17 protein-coding genes are annotated in these 16722 nt (G+C 46.8%); 6 read left to right on the top strand and 11 right to left on the bottom strand.

Going from position 1 to position 16722, the window contains the following annotated elements:
• The coding region (locus tag ACRCZA_RS13735; RefSeq protein WP_438674974.1) for a Glu/Leu/Phe/Val dehydrogenase dimerization domain-containing protein at positions 1-597 on the bottom strand (597 nt) is incomplete at its 3' end.
• Between the two features lie 275 nt (positions 598-872).
• Between ACRCZA_RS13735 and ACRCZA_RS13730 the strand changes: the two genes are divergently transcribed.
• Positions 873-1322 (top strand): DUF4826 family protein, encoded by a 450-nt coding sequence (locus ACRCZA_RS13730; RefSeq protein ID WP_438674973.1) that lies wholly within the window; start codon positions 873-875, stop codon positions 1320-1322.
• A gap of 180 nt (positions 1323-1502) precedes the next feature.
• On the opposite strand, the gene ACRCZA_RS13725 is transcribed toward ACRCZA_RS13730, so the two are convergent.
• The 6 genes from ACRCZA_RS13725 to rluE form a co-directional block, all read right to left on the bottom strand.
• Positions 1503-2642 carry a ribosomal protein uL16 3-hydroxylase gene (locus ACRCZA_RS13725; protein WP_438674976.1) on the bottom strand — a complete coding sequence of 380 codons (1140 nt, stop codon included), beginning with the start codon at positions 2640-2642 and terminating at the stop codon, positions 1503-1505.
• A 141-nt stretch (positions 2643-2783) separates the two neighbouring features.
• On the bottom strand, positions 2784-4154 hold the full coding sequence (gene purB / locus ACRCZA_RS13720; protein WP_438674972.1) for an adenylosuccinate lyase: 1371 nt from the start codon (positions 4152-4154) through the stop codon (positions 2784-2786).
• A gap of 29 nt (positions 4155-4183) precedes the next feature.
• Complete coding sequence (gene hflD, locus ACRCZA_RS13715; RefSeq protein WP_438674971.1) at positions 4184-4801, bottom strand: high frequency lysogenization protein HflD; 618 nt, start codon at positions 4799-4801, stop codon at positions 4184-4186.
• A gap of 3 nt (positions 4802-4804) precedes the next feature.
• Positions 4805-5923: a tRNA 2-thiouridine(34) synthase MnmA gene (gene mnmA / locus ACRCZA_RS13710; protein WP_438674970.1), complete on the bottom strand. Its 1119-nt coding sequence runs from the start codon at positions 5921-5923 to the stop codon at positions 4805-4807.
• A 352-nt stretch (positions 5924-6275) separates the two neighbouring features.
• Positions 6276-6770 carry an NUDIX hydrolase gene (locus tag ACRCZA_RS13705; RefSeq protein WP_438674969.1) on the bottom strand — a complete coding sequence of 165 codons (495 nt, stop codon included), beginning with the start codon at positions 6768-6770 and terminating at the stop codon, positions 6276-6278.
• 62 nt (positions 6771-6832) lie between these two features.
• The gene (rluE, locus tag ACRCZA_RS13700; RefSeq protein ID WP_438674975.1) at positions 6833-7516 is read right to left on the bottom strand and encodes a 23S rRNA pseudouridine(2457) synthase RluE; all 684 of its coding nucleotides are present in this window, start codon (positions 7514-7516) and stop codon (positions 6833-6835) included.
• A gap of 336 nt (positions 7517-7852) precedes the next feature.
• Here rluE and ACRCZA_RS13695 point away from each other — a divergent pair, with 336 nt between their 5' ends.
• A complete protein-coding gene (locus tag ACRCZA_RS13695; protein ID WP_438674968.1) occupies positions 7853-10078 on the top strand; it encodes an NADP-dependent isocitrate dehydrogenase in 2226 nt (741 codons plus the stop codon).
• Between the two features lie 137 nt (positions 10079-10215).
• Here ACRCZA_RS13695 and cspD read toward each other — a convergent pair whose 3' ends face one another.
• Entirely contained in the window at positions 10216-10422 is a 207-nt protein-coding gene (cspD, locus tag ACRCZA_RS13690; protein ID WP_011072576.1) for a cold shock domain-containing protein CspD, read from the bottom strand.
• 191 nt (positions 10423-10613) lie between these two features.
• Here cspD and clpS point away from each other — a divergent pair, with 191 nt between their 5' ends.
• Together clpS and clpA are read left to right on the top strand one after the other, a co-directional pair.
• The gene (gene clpS, locus ACRCZA_RS13685; RefSeq protein ID WP_438674967.1) at positions 10614-10922 is read left to right on the top strand and encodes an ATP-dependent Clp protease adapter ClpS; all 309 of its coding nucleotides are present in this window, start codon (positions 10614-10616) and stop codon (positions 10920-10922) included.
• Positions 10923-10965: 43 nt separating this feature from the next.
• Positions 10966-13227, top strand: a complete 2262-nt coding sequence (gene clpA / locus ACRCZA_RS13680; RefSeq protein ID WP_438674966.1) for an ATP-dependent Clp protease ATP-binding subunit ClpA — start codon at positions 10966-10968, stop codon at positions 13225-13227.
• Positions 13228-13353: 126 nt separating this feature from the next.
• On the opposite strand, the gene infA is transcribed toward clpA, so the two are convergent.
• From infA to aat, 3 genes are all read right to left on the bottom strand, one after another.
• Positions 13354-13572 carry a translation initiation factor IF-1 gene (infA, locus tag ACRCZA_RS13675; protein WP_006081934.1) on the bottom strand — a complete coding sequence of 73 codons (219 nt, stop codon included), beginning with the start codon at positions 13570-13572 and terminating at the stop codon, positions 13354-13356.
• A 79-nt stretch (positions 13573-13651) separates the two neighbouring features.
• On the bottom strand, positions 13652-14398 hold the full coding sequence (locus tag ACRCZA_RS13670; protein WP_438674965.1) for an arginyltransferase: 747 nt from the start codon (positions 14396-14398) through the stop codon (positions 13652-13654).
• Positions 14358-15071, bottom strand: a complete 714-nt coding sequence (gene aat / locus ACRCZA_RS13665; protein ID WP_438674964.1) for a leucyl/phenylalanyl-tRNA--protein transferase — start codon at positions 15069-15071, stop codon at positions 14358-14360. The genes ACRCZA_RS13670 and aat overlap by 41 nt, the downstream gene beginning before the upstream one ends.
• Positions 15072-15125: 54 nt before the next feature.
• On the opposite strand from aat, the gene ACRCZA_RS13660 reads away from it, so the two are divergent.
• Both ACRCZA_RS13660 and ACRCZA_RS13655 read left to right on the top strand, forming a co-directional pair.
• Positions 15126-15596, top strand: coding sequence for a glycine zipper 2TM domain-containing protein (locus ACRCZA_RS13660; RefSeq protein ID WP_438674963.1), 471 nt, complete (start codon positions 15126-15128; stop codon positions 15594-15596).
• Positions 15597-15654: 58 nt separating this feature from the next.
• Entirely contained in the window at positions 15655-16407 is a 753-nt protein-coding gene (locus tag ACRCZA_RS13655) for a Nif3-like dinuclear metal center hexameric protein (RefSeq protein ID WP_438674962.1), read from the top strand.
• Positions 16408-16722 lie beyond the last annotated feature (315 nt).

The following is a 16722-nucleotide window of genomic DNA, read 5'->3' as shown; positions in this document are numbered from 1 at the left end:
GGTGACGATGAGTTTTGCACCTTCTTCATGCAAGTGTTTGCATAAATAATAGCCCACATGGCCTACGCCCTGAACGGCGACTTTAATCCCCTCAAGTGTATCTAAACCGAGTTTATGTTTGACGGCGGCCTTAATACCTAAATAGGTCCCAAGGGCGGTAAAGGGGGAGGGATCGCCACTTTTGCCTTCAAGACCTGCCATAAAGGGGGTTTCTTGATGGGCAATCATAATATCGGCAGTGGTGGTGCCCACATCTTCGGCAGAATAATAACGACCACCGAGACTATTAATAAAACGACCAAAGGCCCGAAATAGGGCTTCACGATCCTGGCGTTTGGGATCGGCGATGATAACGGATTTACCGCCGCCCATGGTTAATCCTGCGAGGGCATTTTTATAGGTCATGCCACGAGAAAGGCGTAATACGTCTGTCAATGCTTCATCATCGGAAGGATAGTTCCACATACGACATCCCCCGACGGCGGGGCCAAGGTTGGTGTTGTGAATGGCAACGATCGCCTTTAGGCCACTTTCTTTATCATGACAGAATACGACCTGTTCATGTTCGTCAAAGGATCCATGATTAAATACAGCCACGTGATGTTCTCCGCTATGCAATGAGTAAGTTGACGCCATCTCTCAAACGCCAGCTTGTTATATTTATTGCAGAACCATAGCATTTAGCGCTACTCTCAACCATGGATAATCACTGAATAAATCGTTTTTTTGTGGCAATTTTGCTTTCCACTTTACGTCAACGTAAGCTTTTTGTTCAATAGGGCTTGAACGACACTAAAAATGATTAAATAGTATCAATCACGCACCCAACCTAGAATGGGGATCGCGTTAGAACAATAAGATAGGATGTAAGTATGACTGAACAAGCTGTTGAACAGCCTAAAAAGCCTTTATCTGCAGCAGAATTAGAACAGCTGCGCCAAGAGTGGGTAAGGACTCAATTCCAAAAGGCCAATCGTTTTCTCGCAGAGAAGGGCGTTATCCCCAGTAAAGTCTTAGCCGATGAGAGTCGTTATCTTGTGCCCTATCTTGCGATTTGGAAAATGGAAGCTAAACGCCCAAGCGCTAAAACCTATTGGGTAATGTCGGGGGATTTACCTTCGGATTTTGTGGATGTTAAAGTGGCTAAAACGGCCCGGGATGCGTTGCGACATTTTTCGATGATGTGGCAGATGCAAGCCGAGAATTTAATTCGTTCAGGAGCGGTGCGTGATGCCACTCAAGCCAAATTTGCTCAGCTTTTAGTCTCGCGCGCCGAGAGCCTGTATCGCATGCATAATGACGATAAACTTTGGAATTCTTAAGCTTAATCATGCGTGGTTGCGATGGCGTTAAGCCTTGCTCGTGATCTTTTGAATGCCGTAAAGCTAGCCCAAGGAAAAAATAAACAGGCACTCAAATGAGTGCCTTTCTTATTTTTTATGGATGGTTAACACATGCTTGTTAAGCGCTATCGCGCAGTGCTCAGCCAGTACAGAGAAGGCTCAGGCTTCATCATCCGTTAAGTAGTAAAGCCCTTGATTAATGAGTTGCAGTAGTAAGTGCTGGACTTCTTCATGCTGGCACATTGCAATGGCTTCATCGGCACTTAAGCAAACGTTATCGCTTAATTGTGCGATGATGTCTGTCGGAGTATGTGCCAGCTCGTGCACCGCGCCGTTGATGAATAAACGCGGTGTGGCATCATGTTCAAGACGCAATACTTTCAACCCGCCGATCCGGCTCACGCCAGCTCCTTGGCTGAAGGCATCTTGTAAATCTTCAATACTGTAAGCTTCTTCGCCTTCACATATATCAAGCTCGAAACGGTTTTGGCTGAGTAATTTTCCCAATATGATTTGGTATTGAGTGGGATCTTGGCTCAGTTGGCTTAACAGTGACATGATGCCGACTTGGCTTGCTTGGCTGACTATCCCCGGATGACTTGCCTCTGTTTTTGAGGTAAACCGCTGCTGACCTAAGTTATTGTCCAGTAGATAATCGGCGATTTCACTCACCAGCTCTTGCTGGCTTGGCGCCCGAAATCCGATGGAATAGCTCATGGCCATGGTTAAAGTTTCACCGCAATGGGGGAAGCCGGGGGGAATATAGAGCATGTCGCCTTTTTCGAGCACGACATCAATGATCGGCGTAAAATCTTCAACTAACGGTGAGTTGGCGTTCCCACCGCGGGGGTGTTGGGGGGTATTGTCGCCGACAGTCCAGCGCCGCTCGCCTTCACCTTGAATGATAAACACATCGTAGTTATCGACGTGTGGACCCACCCCACCTTGTGGTGTGGCAAAAGAAACCATTAAGTCATCGAAGCGCCAGTCCGGCAAAAAGCGTAAGGCTTCTACTAAGGGTTGTGAATCGGGATACCAATGGTTAACCGCTTGTACGAGCAATTGCCAATGGCTTTCGCCATAGCGGTCGTAATCTTCAAAGGGGCCCTGTATCACTTCCCAGTCATGATCTTTGGTGACGACGATACGGGATGAGATTTCTTCCTCACAGGCAAGCCCCGCTAACTCATCGGCGCTGATTGGATCTGCAAATTGTGGAAAAGCCCCCTTAATGACGAGCGGTTTTTTTTGCCAGTATTCCTGAAGAAACTGCGGGATATCGAGTTTGAGTGTATACATAGTGTTAAAAAAGGCGACCACATCCAAGAGATGTGTGTCGCCTTAATCCTTATTTTTGTTTAAAAAATATTGTCTGTTGTCTATGGCTGTTCATTGAACATGCCGCTGCCAGCACTGCCGATGGCAGATAGGGTGAACGTCTTAGTTTAGTTCATCCACAAACGCTTCGGCGCGGCCAATGTAATTGGCGGGTGTCATTTTCTTGAGTTCAGCTTTCACTGAGTCAGGCAATTCCAATCCATCAATAAACACTGCCAGTTGCTGCGCGTCGATACGTTTGCCGCGTGTCAGTTCTTTTAATTTTTCGTATGGTTTTTCAATGCCATAACGACGCATTACCGTTTGAACTGGCTCTGCTAATACTTCCCAGTTGTGATCAAGCTCGTCACGCAGATGCGCTTCGTTAACTTCTAACTTACTGATCCCTTTTAAGGTTGCTTGGTAGGCGATCAACGCATGAGCAATACCCACGCCTAAGTTACGCAGTACGGTAGAGTCGGTTAAATCACGTTGCCAACGAGAAACGGGTAGTTTAGAGGCTAAATGTTGCATCAGTGCATTGGCGATGCCTAAGTTACCTTCAGAGTTTTCAAAATCGATTGGGTTAACTTTGTGTGGCATCGTCGATGAGCCAATTTCTCCGGCTACAGTACGCTGTTTAAAGTGACCTAGGGCGATGTATCCCCAAATATCGCGGTCAAAGTCAATCAGCACGGTGTTGAAACGGGCGATGGCATCGAACAGTTCGGCAATGTAATCGTGTGGCTCGATTTGGGTGGTGTAAGCATTCCAGTTAAGGCCAAGACTAGTAACAAAGCGCTCGGACAGTGCGTGCCAGTTCACTTCTGGGTAAGCGGAGAGGTGAGCATTGTAGTTACCCACGGCGCCGTTAATTTTACCCATGATTTCAACCGCTGCGATTTGCTTGATTTGGCGCTCCAAACGCACTGCTACGTTCGCCATCTCTTTACCTAAGGTAGAAGGCGAGGCCGGTTGGCCATGGGTACGTGACATCAAAGGTACTGAGCGGTATTCAACGGCCAGTTTTTTGATGGCACTGAGCAGTTCATTGCAATAAGGCAGAACCACTTGCTCGCGAGCTTCAGTTAACATTAAGCCATGGCTTAAGTTGTTGATATCTTCAGAAGTACAAGCGAAGTGTACAAACTCACCGATGGCGGCTAATTCAGTATTATCGGCGATTTTTTCTTTGATGAAGTATTCCACCGCTTTGACATCGTGGTTGGTGGTGCTTTCGATCGCTTTAACACGCAGCGCATCTTGTTCGTTGAAATTGTCTTTAATGCTATCAAGCAGGGCGATGGCTGAGGCGCTTAATGGCGGGACTTCAGTGATTTCTGGGCAGTCGGCCAACAGTTTTAACCAATTGATTTCAACTTGAACACGGTACTTGGTAAGGCCGAACTCGCTGAAAATCCCTCTCAATGACGCGGTTTTACTACCATAACGACCGTCTACCGGAGAGATAGCAGTTAGTGCGGAAAGATCCATGTGAAGCTCCTTGATGAACGCTGATTTTATTATAGGGTAAGACTTTTCTTGGCTGTATCGACGATGGCTTTGCGGGCAAAGACTAAGTGTCGACGTTTACCGCCAAGCTGGCGCCACAGTACTGCACTGCGCATGGCAGCAAGCAATAGTGCGCGAATTTTTTGTTGTACAATAGGACGTTGCAAGCACACCGGGTTACCGGATATCTGGATCTTCGGCCCTAAATTACTGATGATGTCACTGTAAATACTGGCAAGATTAGCAATCACTTGCTCATCGGTGATGGCAAAATGATGCAACTGGCGATGCACTTGATTTATGCGCTCGGCGAGCATGCCTAAGCCACTGTGTGAACGCGCAAGTTTGCGTTCAAGGGCTAAAATGCCGACAAGATAACGGGTTACCTCGACATCTTTTTGGCTGCTGTCCGCCAATTGATTCAAGATCAATTGATAGCCCTTGTTGAGCATGGTTTTATCGGGATACACATCGGTGGCATTATCGGGATTGGTCACCAATATTGTGTGTAAACTTGCGGCCAGTTCGGTGTTATCGCTTTCGCCATGACGTGCTAAATATTGCACTTGACCAATGGCTTGCAATATCCCCGCAAAAGCCATGGTGCGATTGATTAGCTGATCGCTCACGCGTTACCCTCGTATTAGTTGATCGATGATGCCACCGCCGAGACAAACCTCACCATCGTAAAATACCGCCGATTGCCCCGGTGTCACTGCGGCAACCGGTTCATCAAATATCACGCTTAAGCTGTGGTCATCTTGGTAAGTCAGAGTGCAGGGCACATCTTGCTGGCGATAACGGGTTTTTACGCTAATGTGACTACCATCTTGGGGACCACGTCTATCAACCCAGTGTAATTGATTGACTATCATGCCCTTTGACATCAAGCGAGGATGTTGACCCCCTTGAGCAACGATCAGAACATTGCGCTTAAGATCTTTATCGACCACATACCAAGGATCGTCGCTGCTGTTTTTCATGCCACCAATGCCAAGACCTTTGCGTTGGCCTAAGGTGTGGTACATCAGTCCTTGGTGCGTGCCGATAACGTCGCCTTCAGGCGTTTCGATATTGCCAGGCTGCGCCGGTAAATAAGTCCCAAGGAATTGGGTAAATTTGCGCTCACCAATAAAGCAAATGCCGGTGCTGTCTTTTTTATCATGGGTGATTAAACCCATTTTTTTAGCAATTTCACGGACTTCATGTTTTTCTAACTCCCCAACGGGGAATAGGCTACGCGCCACTTGCTCATGGCTTAACGTGTAGAGGAAGTAGCTTTGATCTTTATTATTATCGACACCGCGTAGCATTTGCGTGCTGCCATCGTCGTTATCGCGGCGGCGTACATAGTGGCCCATGGCGATATAATCGGCGTCGAGAATGTCGTCGGCGAATTCTAAAAAGGCTTTAAATTTGATCTCTTTGTTGCACATGATATCGGGGTTCGGTGTGCGACCCGCTTTGTATTCGGCAAGGAAATATTCAAACACATTGTCCCAATATTCAGCGGCAAAGTTGACTGTGTGCAGCTTGATACCAAGTTTATCGCACACCGCTTGGGCATCTTTTAAATCCTCCGCGGCGGCGCAGTATTCGTTGTTGTCATCTTCTTCCCAGTTCTTCATGAAAAGGCCTTCAACCTGATAGCCTTGCTGCATAAGCAAATAGGCTGAAACAGATGAATCTACACCGCCGGACATGCCGACAATGACTTTTTTTCCTGTGTGAGTGGGTTCGATTGATGTCATAGATCCTAAAAACCGTTGAGTATATGTGTTGGTTAGGCATGTCTGCCATGGGGTTAGCCAGGCTTGAGCTTAACTTTAAATCCGCCATCTCAATTGAGATGAGGTATTGCCACTACGATGAGTTAAATTAACTCAATATTTACTGTCTGCTGCCAGAGCCCAGTTGGTTACGCGGCCGTATGCTGGTACAAGGTTGCTGCGCCATCACTGTGGGTGTTCAGTCTGGCTTAAATGAGCGAGGTTAAGTTGCGAAGTCTCGCGATATCGATGCAAGCTTTGCTGACCTCACTTGAGCTGCGCTAGGCGCTCAAGCCAACGTTGCCATGGCAGATTTATGCGGCGGCGTATTCTATCATGCCTTATTCTCTGGGGCTATCGTGAGACGGACACTATTGAGTAAGTCTAAGGGATAGCTTTGTCCCTGTTGCTGTTGGCGTCGATAGTCTTCTAGGCAATCGAGGACGAGAGGACTGCGCAGTGAGCTAGCTTTGGCTTGGATTTGTTCAAAACTGAGCCAATGTGCCCCATGGATGGCACTATCCAGCGGCGTTGGCTTAGGCATGGTTTGCAGCTTTGCGAAAAAGGTAAACCGAACAAAGGCGACATCGGCACTGGTCGAGAATTGATAAATCCCGACTAAGCCTTGGGGCTGAAGCGAGAGCCCGGTTTCTTCAAACACTTCGCGGGCGCAGGCGTCAATCAGGCTTTCATTGGCTTCTAAGTGACCCGCCGGCTGGTTAAAGCGTTGCTCGCCATTGGGCCATTCTTCCACCATCAGGTACTTGTCTTGTAACTGGGCATGGATAATACAAGCAACGGTAACATTGGGTTTATAGCGTGTTTGCATTGGCGTGATGTCTGCTGTGTCGTTTGTTATGGGCAGTCAATCTCAAGTTTGTTTGGCGCAGTTTAGGCTTCTTGGCCTAAACCGATACATTTATGCTCCCCAGAGGCGAGATCATCAAGACTCCATTGGCCTATTTTATAGCGGATTAATCTTAAGGTTGGGTAGCCAATGTGGGCCGTCATGCGGCGCACTTGACGATTTCGTCCCTCATGGATCTGGATTTCTAACCATGACGTGGGGATATGTTTGCGCTCTCTGACTGGTGGCGTCCGTGGCCAAATATTCGGCTCATCGATGATTTTGACCTTGGCGGGGAGCGTCATACCATCATTTAACATCACCCCTTGGCGTAATTTGGCTAAGGCTTCTTGCGTGGGAATACCTTCTACCTGTGCCCAATAGGTTTTATAGGTTTGCTTGTTCGGCTGCGTCAGTTTGGCCTGTAATTGCCCATCATTGGTGAGCAGTAATAACCCTTCGCTATCGCGGTCTAAACGGCCAGCAGCATAAACGCCCGCAATGTTGATGTAGTCTTTCAGGGTTTTACGGCCTTGATCATCCGTAAATTGGCAGAGCACATCAAAGGGTTTGTTAAATAACACGATAATCGGAGACGGAGTGGGGGCCGACATTCTACGGCGCCCCGCTGGGGTAAACGGCTGCTTTGGCGCACGGCCATTGGTATTGGCGTTGACGCGGGATCTGTGCGGTGATAACGATTTGGCTGACACTGATTTTTTGTTCATGCTGTTCACGGAGGGTTCAGACACGCTGACCTGACTTGATGATATCGACGTTGTGGTCACAGTGTACTCGGCATTCGCCCTTAGTGGAATTTGAATATTGCTGCGAATGCTCTATGATGTCGGCGCAAAAATGTGATCTGCGCCTATTTGTTTATTAGATTTTAATGAATCGTTTTACCCCATTGGCGGAGGCGAATGGCCGAGTGACCCGAAGTAAATCGTCTGTTGAGGTGTAACCGATTGCCTTAATTGATTATTTCAGCGTGCTAAGCGGTGTTTGCCATGCTATAAAATTATTATAAAAAATTTAAATTTTACAATAATGTAGGATGTAACATGAAAGATAACCCATCAACAATTATTTACACTGAAACAGACGAAGCCCCAGCATTAGCTACCCTTTCTTTATTACCGATTATCCGAACCTTTACCAATGCCGCGGGGGTGACTGTTGAAACCCGTGATATTTCGTTATCTGGTCGTATCATTGCCAATTTTCCAGAAAAACTGACCGACAACCAAAAAATCGCCGATCATTTAGCTGAGTTGGGCGAGCTGGCTAATCTTCCCTCTGCCAATATCATTAAGTTACCTAACATTAGCGCATCTATTCCCCAATTAAAGGCCTGCATTTTAGAGTTGCAACAAAAGGGTTATGACATTCCTAATTACCCTGACGAACCTAAAACCGATGCTGAACAATCGATTAAAGCCCGTTACGACAAAATCAAGGGCAGTGCGGTAAACCCAGTCCTGCGTGAAGGTAATTCCGATCGTCGTGCGCCGTTATCGGTGAAAAACTTTGCAAAGAAAAACCCGCACTCTATGGGTAAATGGACCAAAGACTCTCAGTCTCATGTGGCCCATATGACCGAGGGGGATTTTTACGGTAGTGAACAATCCTTAACCTTGGGCGAAGCTACCAGTGTGAATATCGTGCTCACCCCAAAAAGTGGTCAAGCAGTCGTGCTTAAATCCGGGCTTAAATTGCTGGCGGGAGAAATTATTGACGCAGCGGTCATGAGCAAAAAGGCTCTCGTTAGCTTTTTTGAACGCGAAATGGCCAATGCAAAGGCTGAAAATGTGCTGTTATCTTTGCACCTTAAAGCCACAATGATGAAAGTATCTGATCCTATTATGTTTGGTCATGCAGTGAAGGTGTTTTTCCAACCGGTATTTGCGAAACATGCCTCGTTATTTGCGGAACTCGGGGTGGATGTGAATAACGGCTTTGGTGATGTGTATGCCAAAATTGCTCAGTTACCGGACCAGATGCGTGCCCAAATTGAAGCCGATATTGCTGCTGTATATGCCGAGCGTCCTGCCATTGCAATGGTTGACTCTGATAAAGGCATTACCAATCTCCATGTGCCAAGTGACATTATTATCGATGCTTCCATGCCTGCAGCTATTCGTTCATCAGGGCAAATGTGGGGGCCAGATGGACAATTACACGATACTAAAGCCTTGATCCCAGATCGCTGCTATGCCGGTGTATATCAAGAAACCATCGCGTTTTGTAAAGAGCATGGTGCCTTTGATCCTAAAACCATGGGCAGTGTGCCCAATGTTGGTTTGATGGCGCAAAAAGCGGAAGAATACGGTAGCCATGATAAAACCTTCGAAATTCCTGCCGATGGCGTGGTGTCCGTAGTCGATGCTAGCGGTAAGGTATTGATGAGTCATCAGGTTGAAGCGGGGGATATTTGGAGAATGTGTCAGGTAAAAGATGCCCCTATTCGCGATTGGGTTAAACTGGCGGTGCGCCGTGCCCGGTTAAGCAATACTCCAGCGGTATTTTGGTTAGATAGCAAACGTGCTCACGATGCCCAAATTATTGCTAAAGTGCAGCAGTATTTGCCAGAGCATGATACGCAAGGCTTAGAGATCAGCATCCTGTCTCCTGAAGAAGCGACACGTTTCTCATTGGCTCGGATCAAAGAAGGCAAAGATACCATTTCAGTGACGGGTAACGTGCTACGCGATTACCTCACAGACTTGTTCCCTATCCTTGAGCTTGGCACCAGTGCCAAAATGCTCTCAATTGTTCCTTTGATGAACGGTGGCGGCCTATTTGAAACGGGGGCAGGCGGTAGTGCGCCAAAGCATGTGCAGCAACTTGAAAAAGAAGGGCACTTACGCTGGGATTCATTGGGTGAATTTTTAGCCCTTGGGGCCTCATTGGAACATTTAAGCCAAACTGAAAGCAATCCTAAAGCTCAAGTGTTAGCCGATACGTTAGATCAAGCGATTGGGCAATTTTTAGATAGCAATAAATCGCCATCAAGAAGAGTGGGTGAGTTAGATAACCGTGGTAGTCACTTCTATTTAGCCTTGTACTGGGCTAAAGCCCTTGCCGGGCAAACGAAAGATGAACAATTGCAGGCTCATTTCATCCCCTTGGCGGAGGCATTAGCGGCGAATGAATCCGTGATTGTGGCGGAGTTGAATCATGCGCAGGGAACTGCGGTTGACTTAGGGGGTTACTATCGTCTCGATGCCACCAAAGCTGAGCAAGCGATGCGTCCAAGTCAAACCCTGAACAGACTGTTAAACGCTTAGCATTGTCATCCGTGCAGTGTGTTAACCAATAGAGCCTGCGTCCCAGGCTCTTTTTATTGGTGCGCCATTGCAAATCGTGCACCAATAAAAAGGCAGGGACATGTCCCTGCCTTTTTGATCATTGGCCTCACCGGACATTATTTTGTCGGTGAAATGGCTGAAGCATGCATTCCTTTTGGCCCTTGTTCTACTTCAAATTGAACCGGTTGGCCTGCTTTTAGAGTTCTATAGCCTTCCATTTCAATGGTAGAATAGTGCGCAAAAACGTCCTCGCCACCTTGATCAGGGCAAATAAACCCGAATCCTTTGGCGTTGTTGAACCATTTAACAGTTCCGCTTGCCATACTTCCACTTCCTTCTGTTGTCTACTTACCAGTAAGATAGTAAAACCTGTGTAGACGGGGATAACCCCATCTGAACTACAGAATGTAAGGAGAAAAAGCGGAAGTCAAGTTAAAATTAACAAAGAGGTAACAATTGATTAATTTCAATGTATCAATTGGAAGTGGCCAATACGAGAGGCTAGTATTAGAAAATGAGTAAGATTGGAAATGTTGAACACGTAGCGGAGCATGTTGATTCAGAACTTTTGCCTCCCTCTATGTACAAGGTGATCCTCAATAATGATGATTACACCCCCATGGATTTTGTGATTGAAGTGTTACAAGTCTTTTTTGGTAAAAATGAACCAGAAGCGACGGACATCATGTTAACCATACATCATCAAGGAAAGGGGATCTGTGGCATTTTTCCGTTTGGTATTGCCGAAACGAAAGTGATACAAGTAAATCAATTTGCAAGACAAAACCAACATCCGTTACTGTGTTCCTTAGAGAAGGCTTAAACGCGCCTTATCCTGTAGTTCGTTGTTAATTTTGGGGGTGCTTATGCTGAACAAAGATCTGGAAGTCACCTTAAACTTGGCGTTTCAGCAAGCCAGAGATGCACGTCACGAGTACATGACGGTTGAACATTTATTACTCGCCTTAATCGATAATCCAGCGGCTCAGGAAGCCCTCATTGCCTGCGGTGCCGATCTTAATAAACTAAAAGATGAAGTGGCCAGCTTTATCCAACAAACCACCCCTATCATTGCTGATATTGATGATAAAGAAACTCAGCCAACGTTAGGGTTTCAACGGGTATTACAACGTGCCGTTTTTCATGTGCAGTCATCTGGGCGCAATGAGGTGACGGGGGCAAATGTGCTCGTGGCGATTTTCAGTGAGCAGGAATCACAAGCCGTGTATCTGCTGCGCCGTTATGATATTACCCGCTTAGATGTGGTTAATTTTATTTCCCATGGTTTTGCTAAAAATGAGGATGCAGAGTCCTCTAATGAAGAGCGCGCTGAAGAACACACCGAAGGGAGTGATGAGCGCAGTATGCTGTCGCAGTTTGCCGCGAATTTAAATCAGCTAGCGAAACAAGGCGGAATTGATCCGCTGATTGGGCGCGAGGCAGAAATTGAGCGTGCCATTCAAACGCTTTGTCGTCGCCGTAAAAATAATCCGTTGTTAGTGGGTGAGGCCGGAGTGGGTAAAACCGCCATAGCAGAAGGCCTTGCTTATCGAATTGTTAATCACCAAGTGCCTGAGGTGATGGCACAGGCGACAGTGTACTCCCTTGATTTAGGGGCGTTACTTGCTGGCACCAAATATCGTGGTGATTTTGAAAAGCGCTTTAAAAGCCTGTTAAAAGAGCTGGCTAACGATAAGCATGCCATTTTGTTTATTGATGAAATCCATACCATTATTGGTGCAGGAGCGGCCTCTGGCGGAGTCATGGATGCCTCCAATCTATTAAAACCGCTGTTATCTAGCGGTAATTTGCGTTGTATGGGCTCGACGACGTTTCAGGAATATCAAAGTATTTTTGAAAAAGATCGAGCGCTTGCCCGTCGTTTCCAAAAAGTGGACATTAATGAGCCCTCGGTTGAAGAAACCACTAAGATTTTGATGGGGCTTAAATCCAAATATGAAGAATATCATGGAGTACGATATACCCAGGCTGCGATCAGTAGTGCTGCGGTATTATCCGCTAAACACATCAATGATAGGCATTTACCCGATAAAGCCATTGATGTGATTGATGAGGCGGGGGCACGCATGGCGATGTTACCTTCGAGTAAGCGCAAAAAAACCATTGGCCAAGCTGAAATTGAGGCGATTGTGGCTAAAATGGCGCGCATACCCGAAAAATCCGTATCAGCCACCGACAAGGATTTGCTGCGTAATCTTGAGCGCAATCTAAAAATGGTGGTTTTTGGTCAAGATAAAGCCATTGAGAGTTTAAGTGCAGCGATAAGATTATCCCGTAGTGGCTTAGGCGCAGATAAAAAACCGGTAGGCAGCTTTTTGTTTGCCGGCCCTACTGGGGTGGGTAAGACAGAGGTTACGCAACAATTAGCAAATTGTTTGGGGATGAAGTTGGTGCGGTTTGATATGTCTGAGTACATGGAAAGCCATACCGTTTCACGTTTAATTGGTGCCCCTCCCGGCTATGTGGGCTATGACCAAGGTGGCTTGTTGACCGATGCGGTGATTAAAAACCCCCACTGCGTGGTATTGTTGGATGAAATTGAAAAAGCGCACCGTGATGTTTACAACTTGCTATTGCAGGTGATGGATCATGGCACCTTGACCGACAATAACGGCCGTAAGGCTGATTTTAGGCATGTTACCTTAGTGATGACCACTAACGCGGGGGTGCAGGAGACCATTCGCAAGTCAATTGGCTTTACCCAGCAAGATCATAGCCAAGACGCTTTATCGGAAATTAATCGGGTTTTTTCGCCAGAGTTTCGTAATCGCCTCGATTCCATTGTTTGGTTTAATCATTTAGATATGACGATTATTGCTAAAGTCGTCGACAAATTCTTGGTGGAATTACAGGCTCAATTGGATGCGAAACACGTGACCTTGGAAGTCAGTGATGAAGCCAGAACGTTATTAGCTGAGAAAGGTTATGACAAAAATATGGGCGCGCGGCCAATGGCGAGGGTTGTCACCGAATTGATCAAACGGCCATTGGCTGATGAGATCTTATTTGGTGCGTTAGAGTCAGGCGGTGTTGCGTATGTTGATGTTAATGAAGGTGAAATAGTGATCCGTACTGAACAACATGCTAAGGTCAGTAGCAAAGCTTAGCCATTACACCTTGGCGTGACTGAGTAAAATATAGAAGATAAAAATGGCTGCAATTGCAGCCATTTTTTTATCTTTCGCAAACAAAAAAACCCGGACTTACCGGGTTTTTAGCTATAAGAGGCTATATTAGCGCGCGCGGAAGACAATACGACCTTTGGTCAGATCATAAGGAGTCAACTGGACAGTCACTTTGTCACCAGTGAGGATCCGGATGTAGTTTTTGCGCATTTTGCCTGAAATGTGGGCTATCACCACATGACCATTTTCAAGCTCTACACGAAACATTGTGTTTGGCAAGGTTTCAAGGATAGTGCCTTGCATTTCAATGTTGTCTTCTTTCGCCATTAATTAATTATCCCATTAGCCTTCGAATATAAAAAACGGGCGTATCATGCCCCAAATTCCCCCCGCTGTAAAGGGGAAGTCATTCGCAAACTTGGCAATACTCCCAGCCATGGGGGGTTAATATTTGATAAGGGCGATATAAACGCTTATAGGACATTTTGCGATTTGCATCTATCTGATATCCGAGATAAAGGAATTCTTTCTCTTGTAATTTTGCTAAGCGGCATTGCAGCAAGATCAATAAAGCACCAAGGGAGCGATGGCTTTCATCGGGATCAAAATAACTGTAAATGGCCGACAGACTATTGGGTAAACGATCCGTAACGGCAACGGCTAATAGCTTATTACCTTGATAGACTTCAATAAAAGAAGGGGGTAACCAGTGGCAAAATAAAAACTGCTGGTATTGTTCACGGCTGGGGGGATACATGGGACCATCCCTGTGACGCTGCTTGATATAACGCTCGTAGAGTGCGTATTGCTCAGCGGTTTGAGTTGAGGTGATGCGCCAGGTTAAATCGCGATTATGAGCTAAGGTACGTTTTTGTCGTTTTGAGGGAGTAAATTGCTTTACGGGAATACGGATAGGTTGGCAGGCGCTGCAGCGAGGGCAGCGGGGTTTGTAAATCGCCGCACCACTGCGCCGAAACCCGACAGTTAATAAACGTTCAAATAATCTCGCATCGATGCGCTCTTCTTGAATGACTAACAATTGTTCCTGTTGATCTTCAAGGTAACTGCAGGGAAATGGTTGGCTGATGCCAATCGCAATTGATTGATGTTGATTACGGGAGCTCAAGGGACACCTCACTAGGGAGCCAAGCATTAGCTTGCACATCTTGATCACGATATAGGTGCAGTAATTGAAGAAAATCGGTGCGTTTAATGGCTTGTGCGCCTAGGCTTTCAAGGTGTGGGTTCATTACTTGGGCGTCAATTAACGCAAAGCCCATGGTCAATAAATGCTGCTGTAATACGGCCATCGCCGCCTTAGAGGCATTCGTGTGGCGGTGGAACATGGACTCCCCACAAAATACTTGGCCAAGCGCTATACCATAGAGCCCGCCGATGAGTTGCTTACCATGCCAAACTTCGACAGAATGGGCGTAGCCTTGTTGATGTAGTTTCTGGTAAGCCGTTTGAATGTCCTGGCTAATCCAAGTGCCTGCTTGCTTTTGCCGAGGGAGCGCGCAGCCTGCCATGACATCGCTAAAAGCGTGATTAACGGTGTAACGCCATGGTTGCTTTTTAAGATATTTGCGTAAACTGCTGCTTATTTTAATCTGTTTCGGTAAAAAAATGGCGCGGGGATCCGGTGACCACCAAAGAATCGGATCATCTGAGTTAAACCATGGAAAAATGCCATTATAATAAGCAGAGAGTAAACGCTCTGGGCGTAAGTCGCCGCCGACAGCCAGCAGCCCATTAGGTTCAGTGAGGGCTTGGTCGGGTGGGGGGAATGCGGCCAATGGGTGATCGAGAAAAGACAGTGACTTCACAATTGCGTATGATTCAGTGATTAACCTTCTTAATAAGTTAGCGGAAATTCAGATATGTGGAAACCTAGTCTAGCGAGCTTTATGTTGATTTGCGCTTTTTTCATTGCCCCCGTGCATAGCGGTTATGATCGGGATCAGGCGGTGCCCGTGGAAAAAGTGCTTTATGGTGATATTTCCTCAGTGCGCAATATTACCGAAACACAGCTGATTGAAGATCGAAATCAGGGTTGGAAAACCTTTGGCGGGGCTTTGGTTGGTGGCGTGATCGGCCATCAATTTGGCAGCGGCTCGGGTCAAGATATTGCGACGGTATTGGGGGCGCTTCTTGGTGCGGGTGTTGGCAATCGTTATGGCAGTAGTACACAAGTGCAAGCGTTAACCTTGGTGGAATTGATGATCAACCAAGAAGATGGTAGCCAAGTGATGGTTATCCAAGATTACGATCCTGGTATGGTATTTACTGCTGGAGATCGGGTGCGGGTGGTGTACCTGCAAGGCAGTGTGCGCGTCGATATTGCGCGCTAATAAGTTGTATTAATCTCATTATCTCAATCTAAAACTAAAACAATTTAACGGTGCAGGAATGACTCGAACAGAACTTGCTCAATATTTAGCCGACTTTTTGAACGTATCGGCCTTTAAAGATTACGCTCCGAATGGTTTGCAGGTCGAGGGCAAGGACAACATCAAGATCATAGTGACGGGGGTCAGTGCTTGCCAAGCCTTGATTGATGAGGCGATCCGCTTAAATGCCGATGCGATTATCGTGCACCACGGTTTTTTTTGGAAAAATGAGCCGGAGGTGATCACTGGGATGAAACAGCGGCGGATTAAGGCGCTGCTCACTCACAATATCAGTCTATTTGGTTACCATTTACCCTTAGATGCCCACCCAATGCTTGGGAATAATGCTACTTTGGCAAGACAGCTTGAGATCCTCAACCCAGAAGCCGTTGAGGAAGTGGCTCAGGGCTTATTATGGCGCGGTAAATTGGATCTGCCCATGAGTGCGAGGGAGTTTAGTGGCGTGCTTGAACGGGCGTTAGGCAGAGCCCCACTGCATATCGGCGATGGCCATGCGCCAATTCAAGAATTAGCTTGGTGCAGCGGCGGAGCGCAAGATTATATTGATATCGCGGCCAATTTGGGGGTTGATGCCTTTATTAGTGGCGAAGTGTCCGAGCGTACCTTTCATAGTGCGATTGAGCAGGGGATCCACTATTATGCCGCCGGCCATCATGCCACTGAGCGGTTTGGGATCCAGGCCTTAGGTCGCCATTTGGCTCGAGAGTTTGCGCTTGAGCACCACTTTATTGATATTGCCAATCCAGTGTAAAGCGCGTTATTGCTGTCAATTACCGGGCAGTTTGACCAACTTACGGCGTGTGCTCAGTCGGTGTTTGGCAATCAATTTGGCCTTACCGAACCACTCATCTGCAGGGCTAAGCTGTATAATGATATCGTTACCCAAATAAGTAAGGCCGCAACAGCGGCCTTACTTATTTAAGGGGATTAGTTAAGGGGATTGCGAGGGTATTATTTTACTCGCATACCAGGCTGTGCGCCTTCATGGGGTTCTAAAATCCACAAATCGCTGCCACCAGGGCCAGCGGCTAATACCATGCCTTCTGACATGCCAAAACGCATCTTA

Source organism: Shewanella sp. (assembly GCF_051658185.1).
GTDB lineage: Bacteria > Pseudomonadota > Gammaproteobacteria > Enterobacterales > Shewanellaceae > Shewanella.
This window is presented reverse-complemented; position numbering and strand designations above follow the sequence as displayed.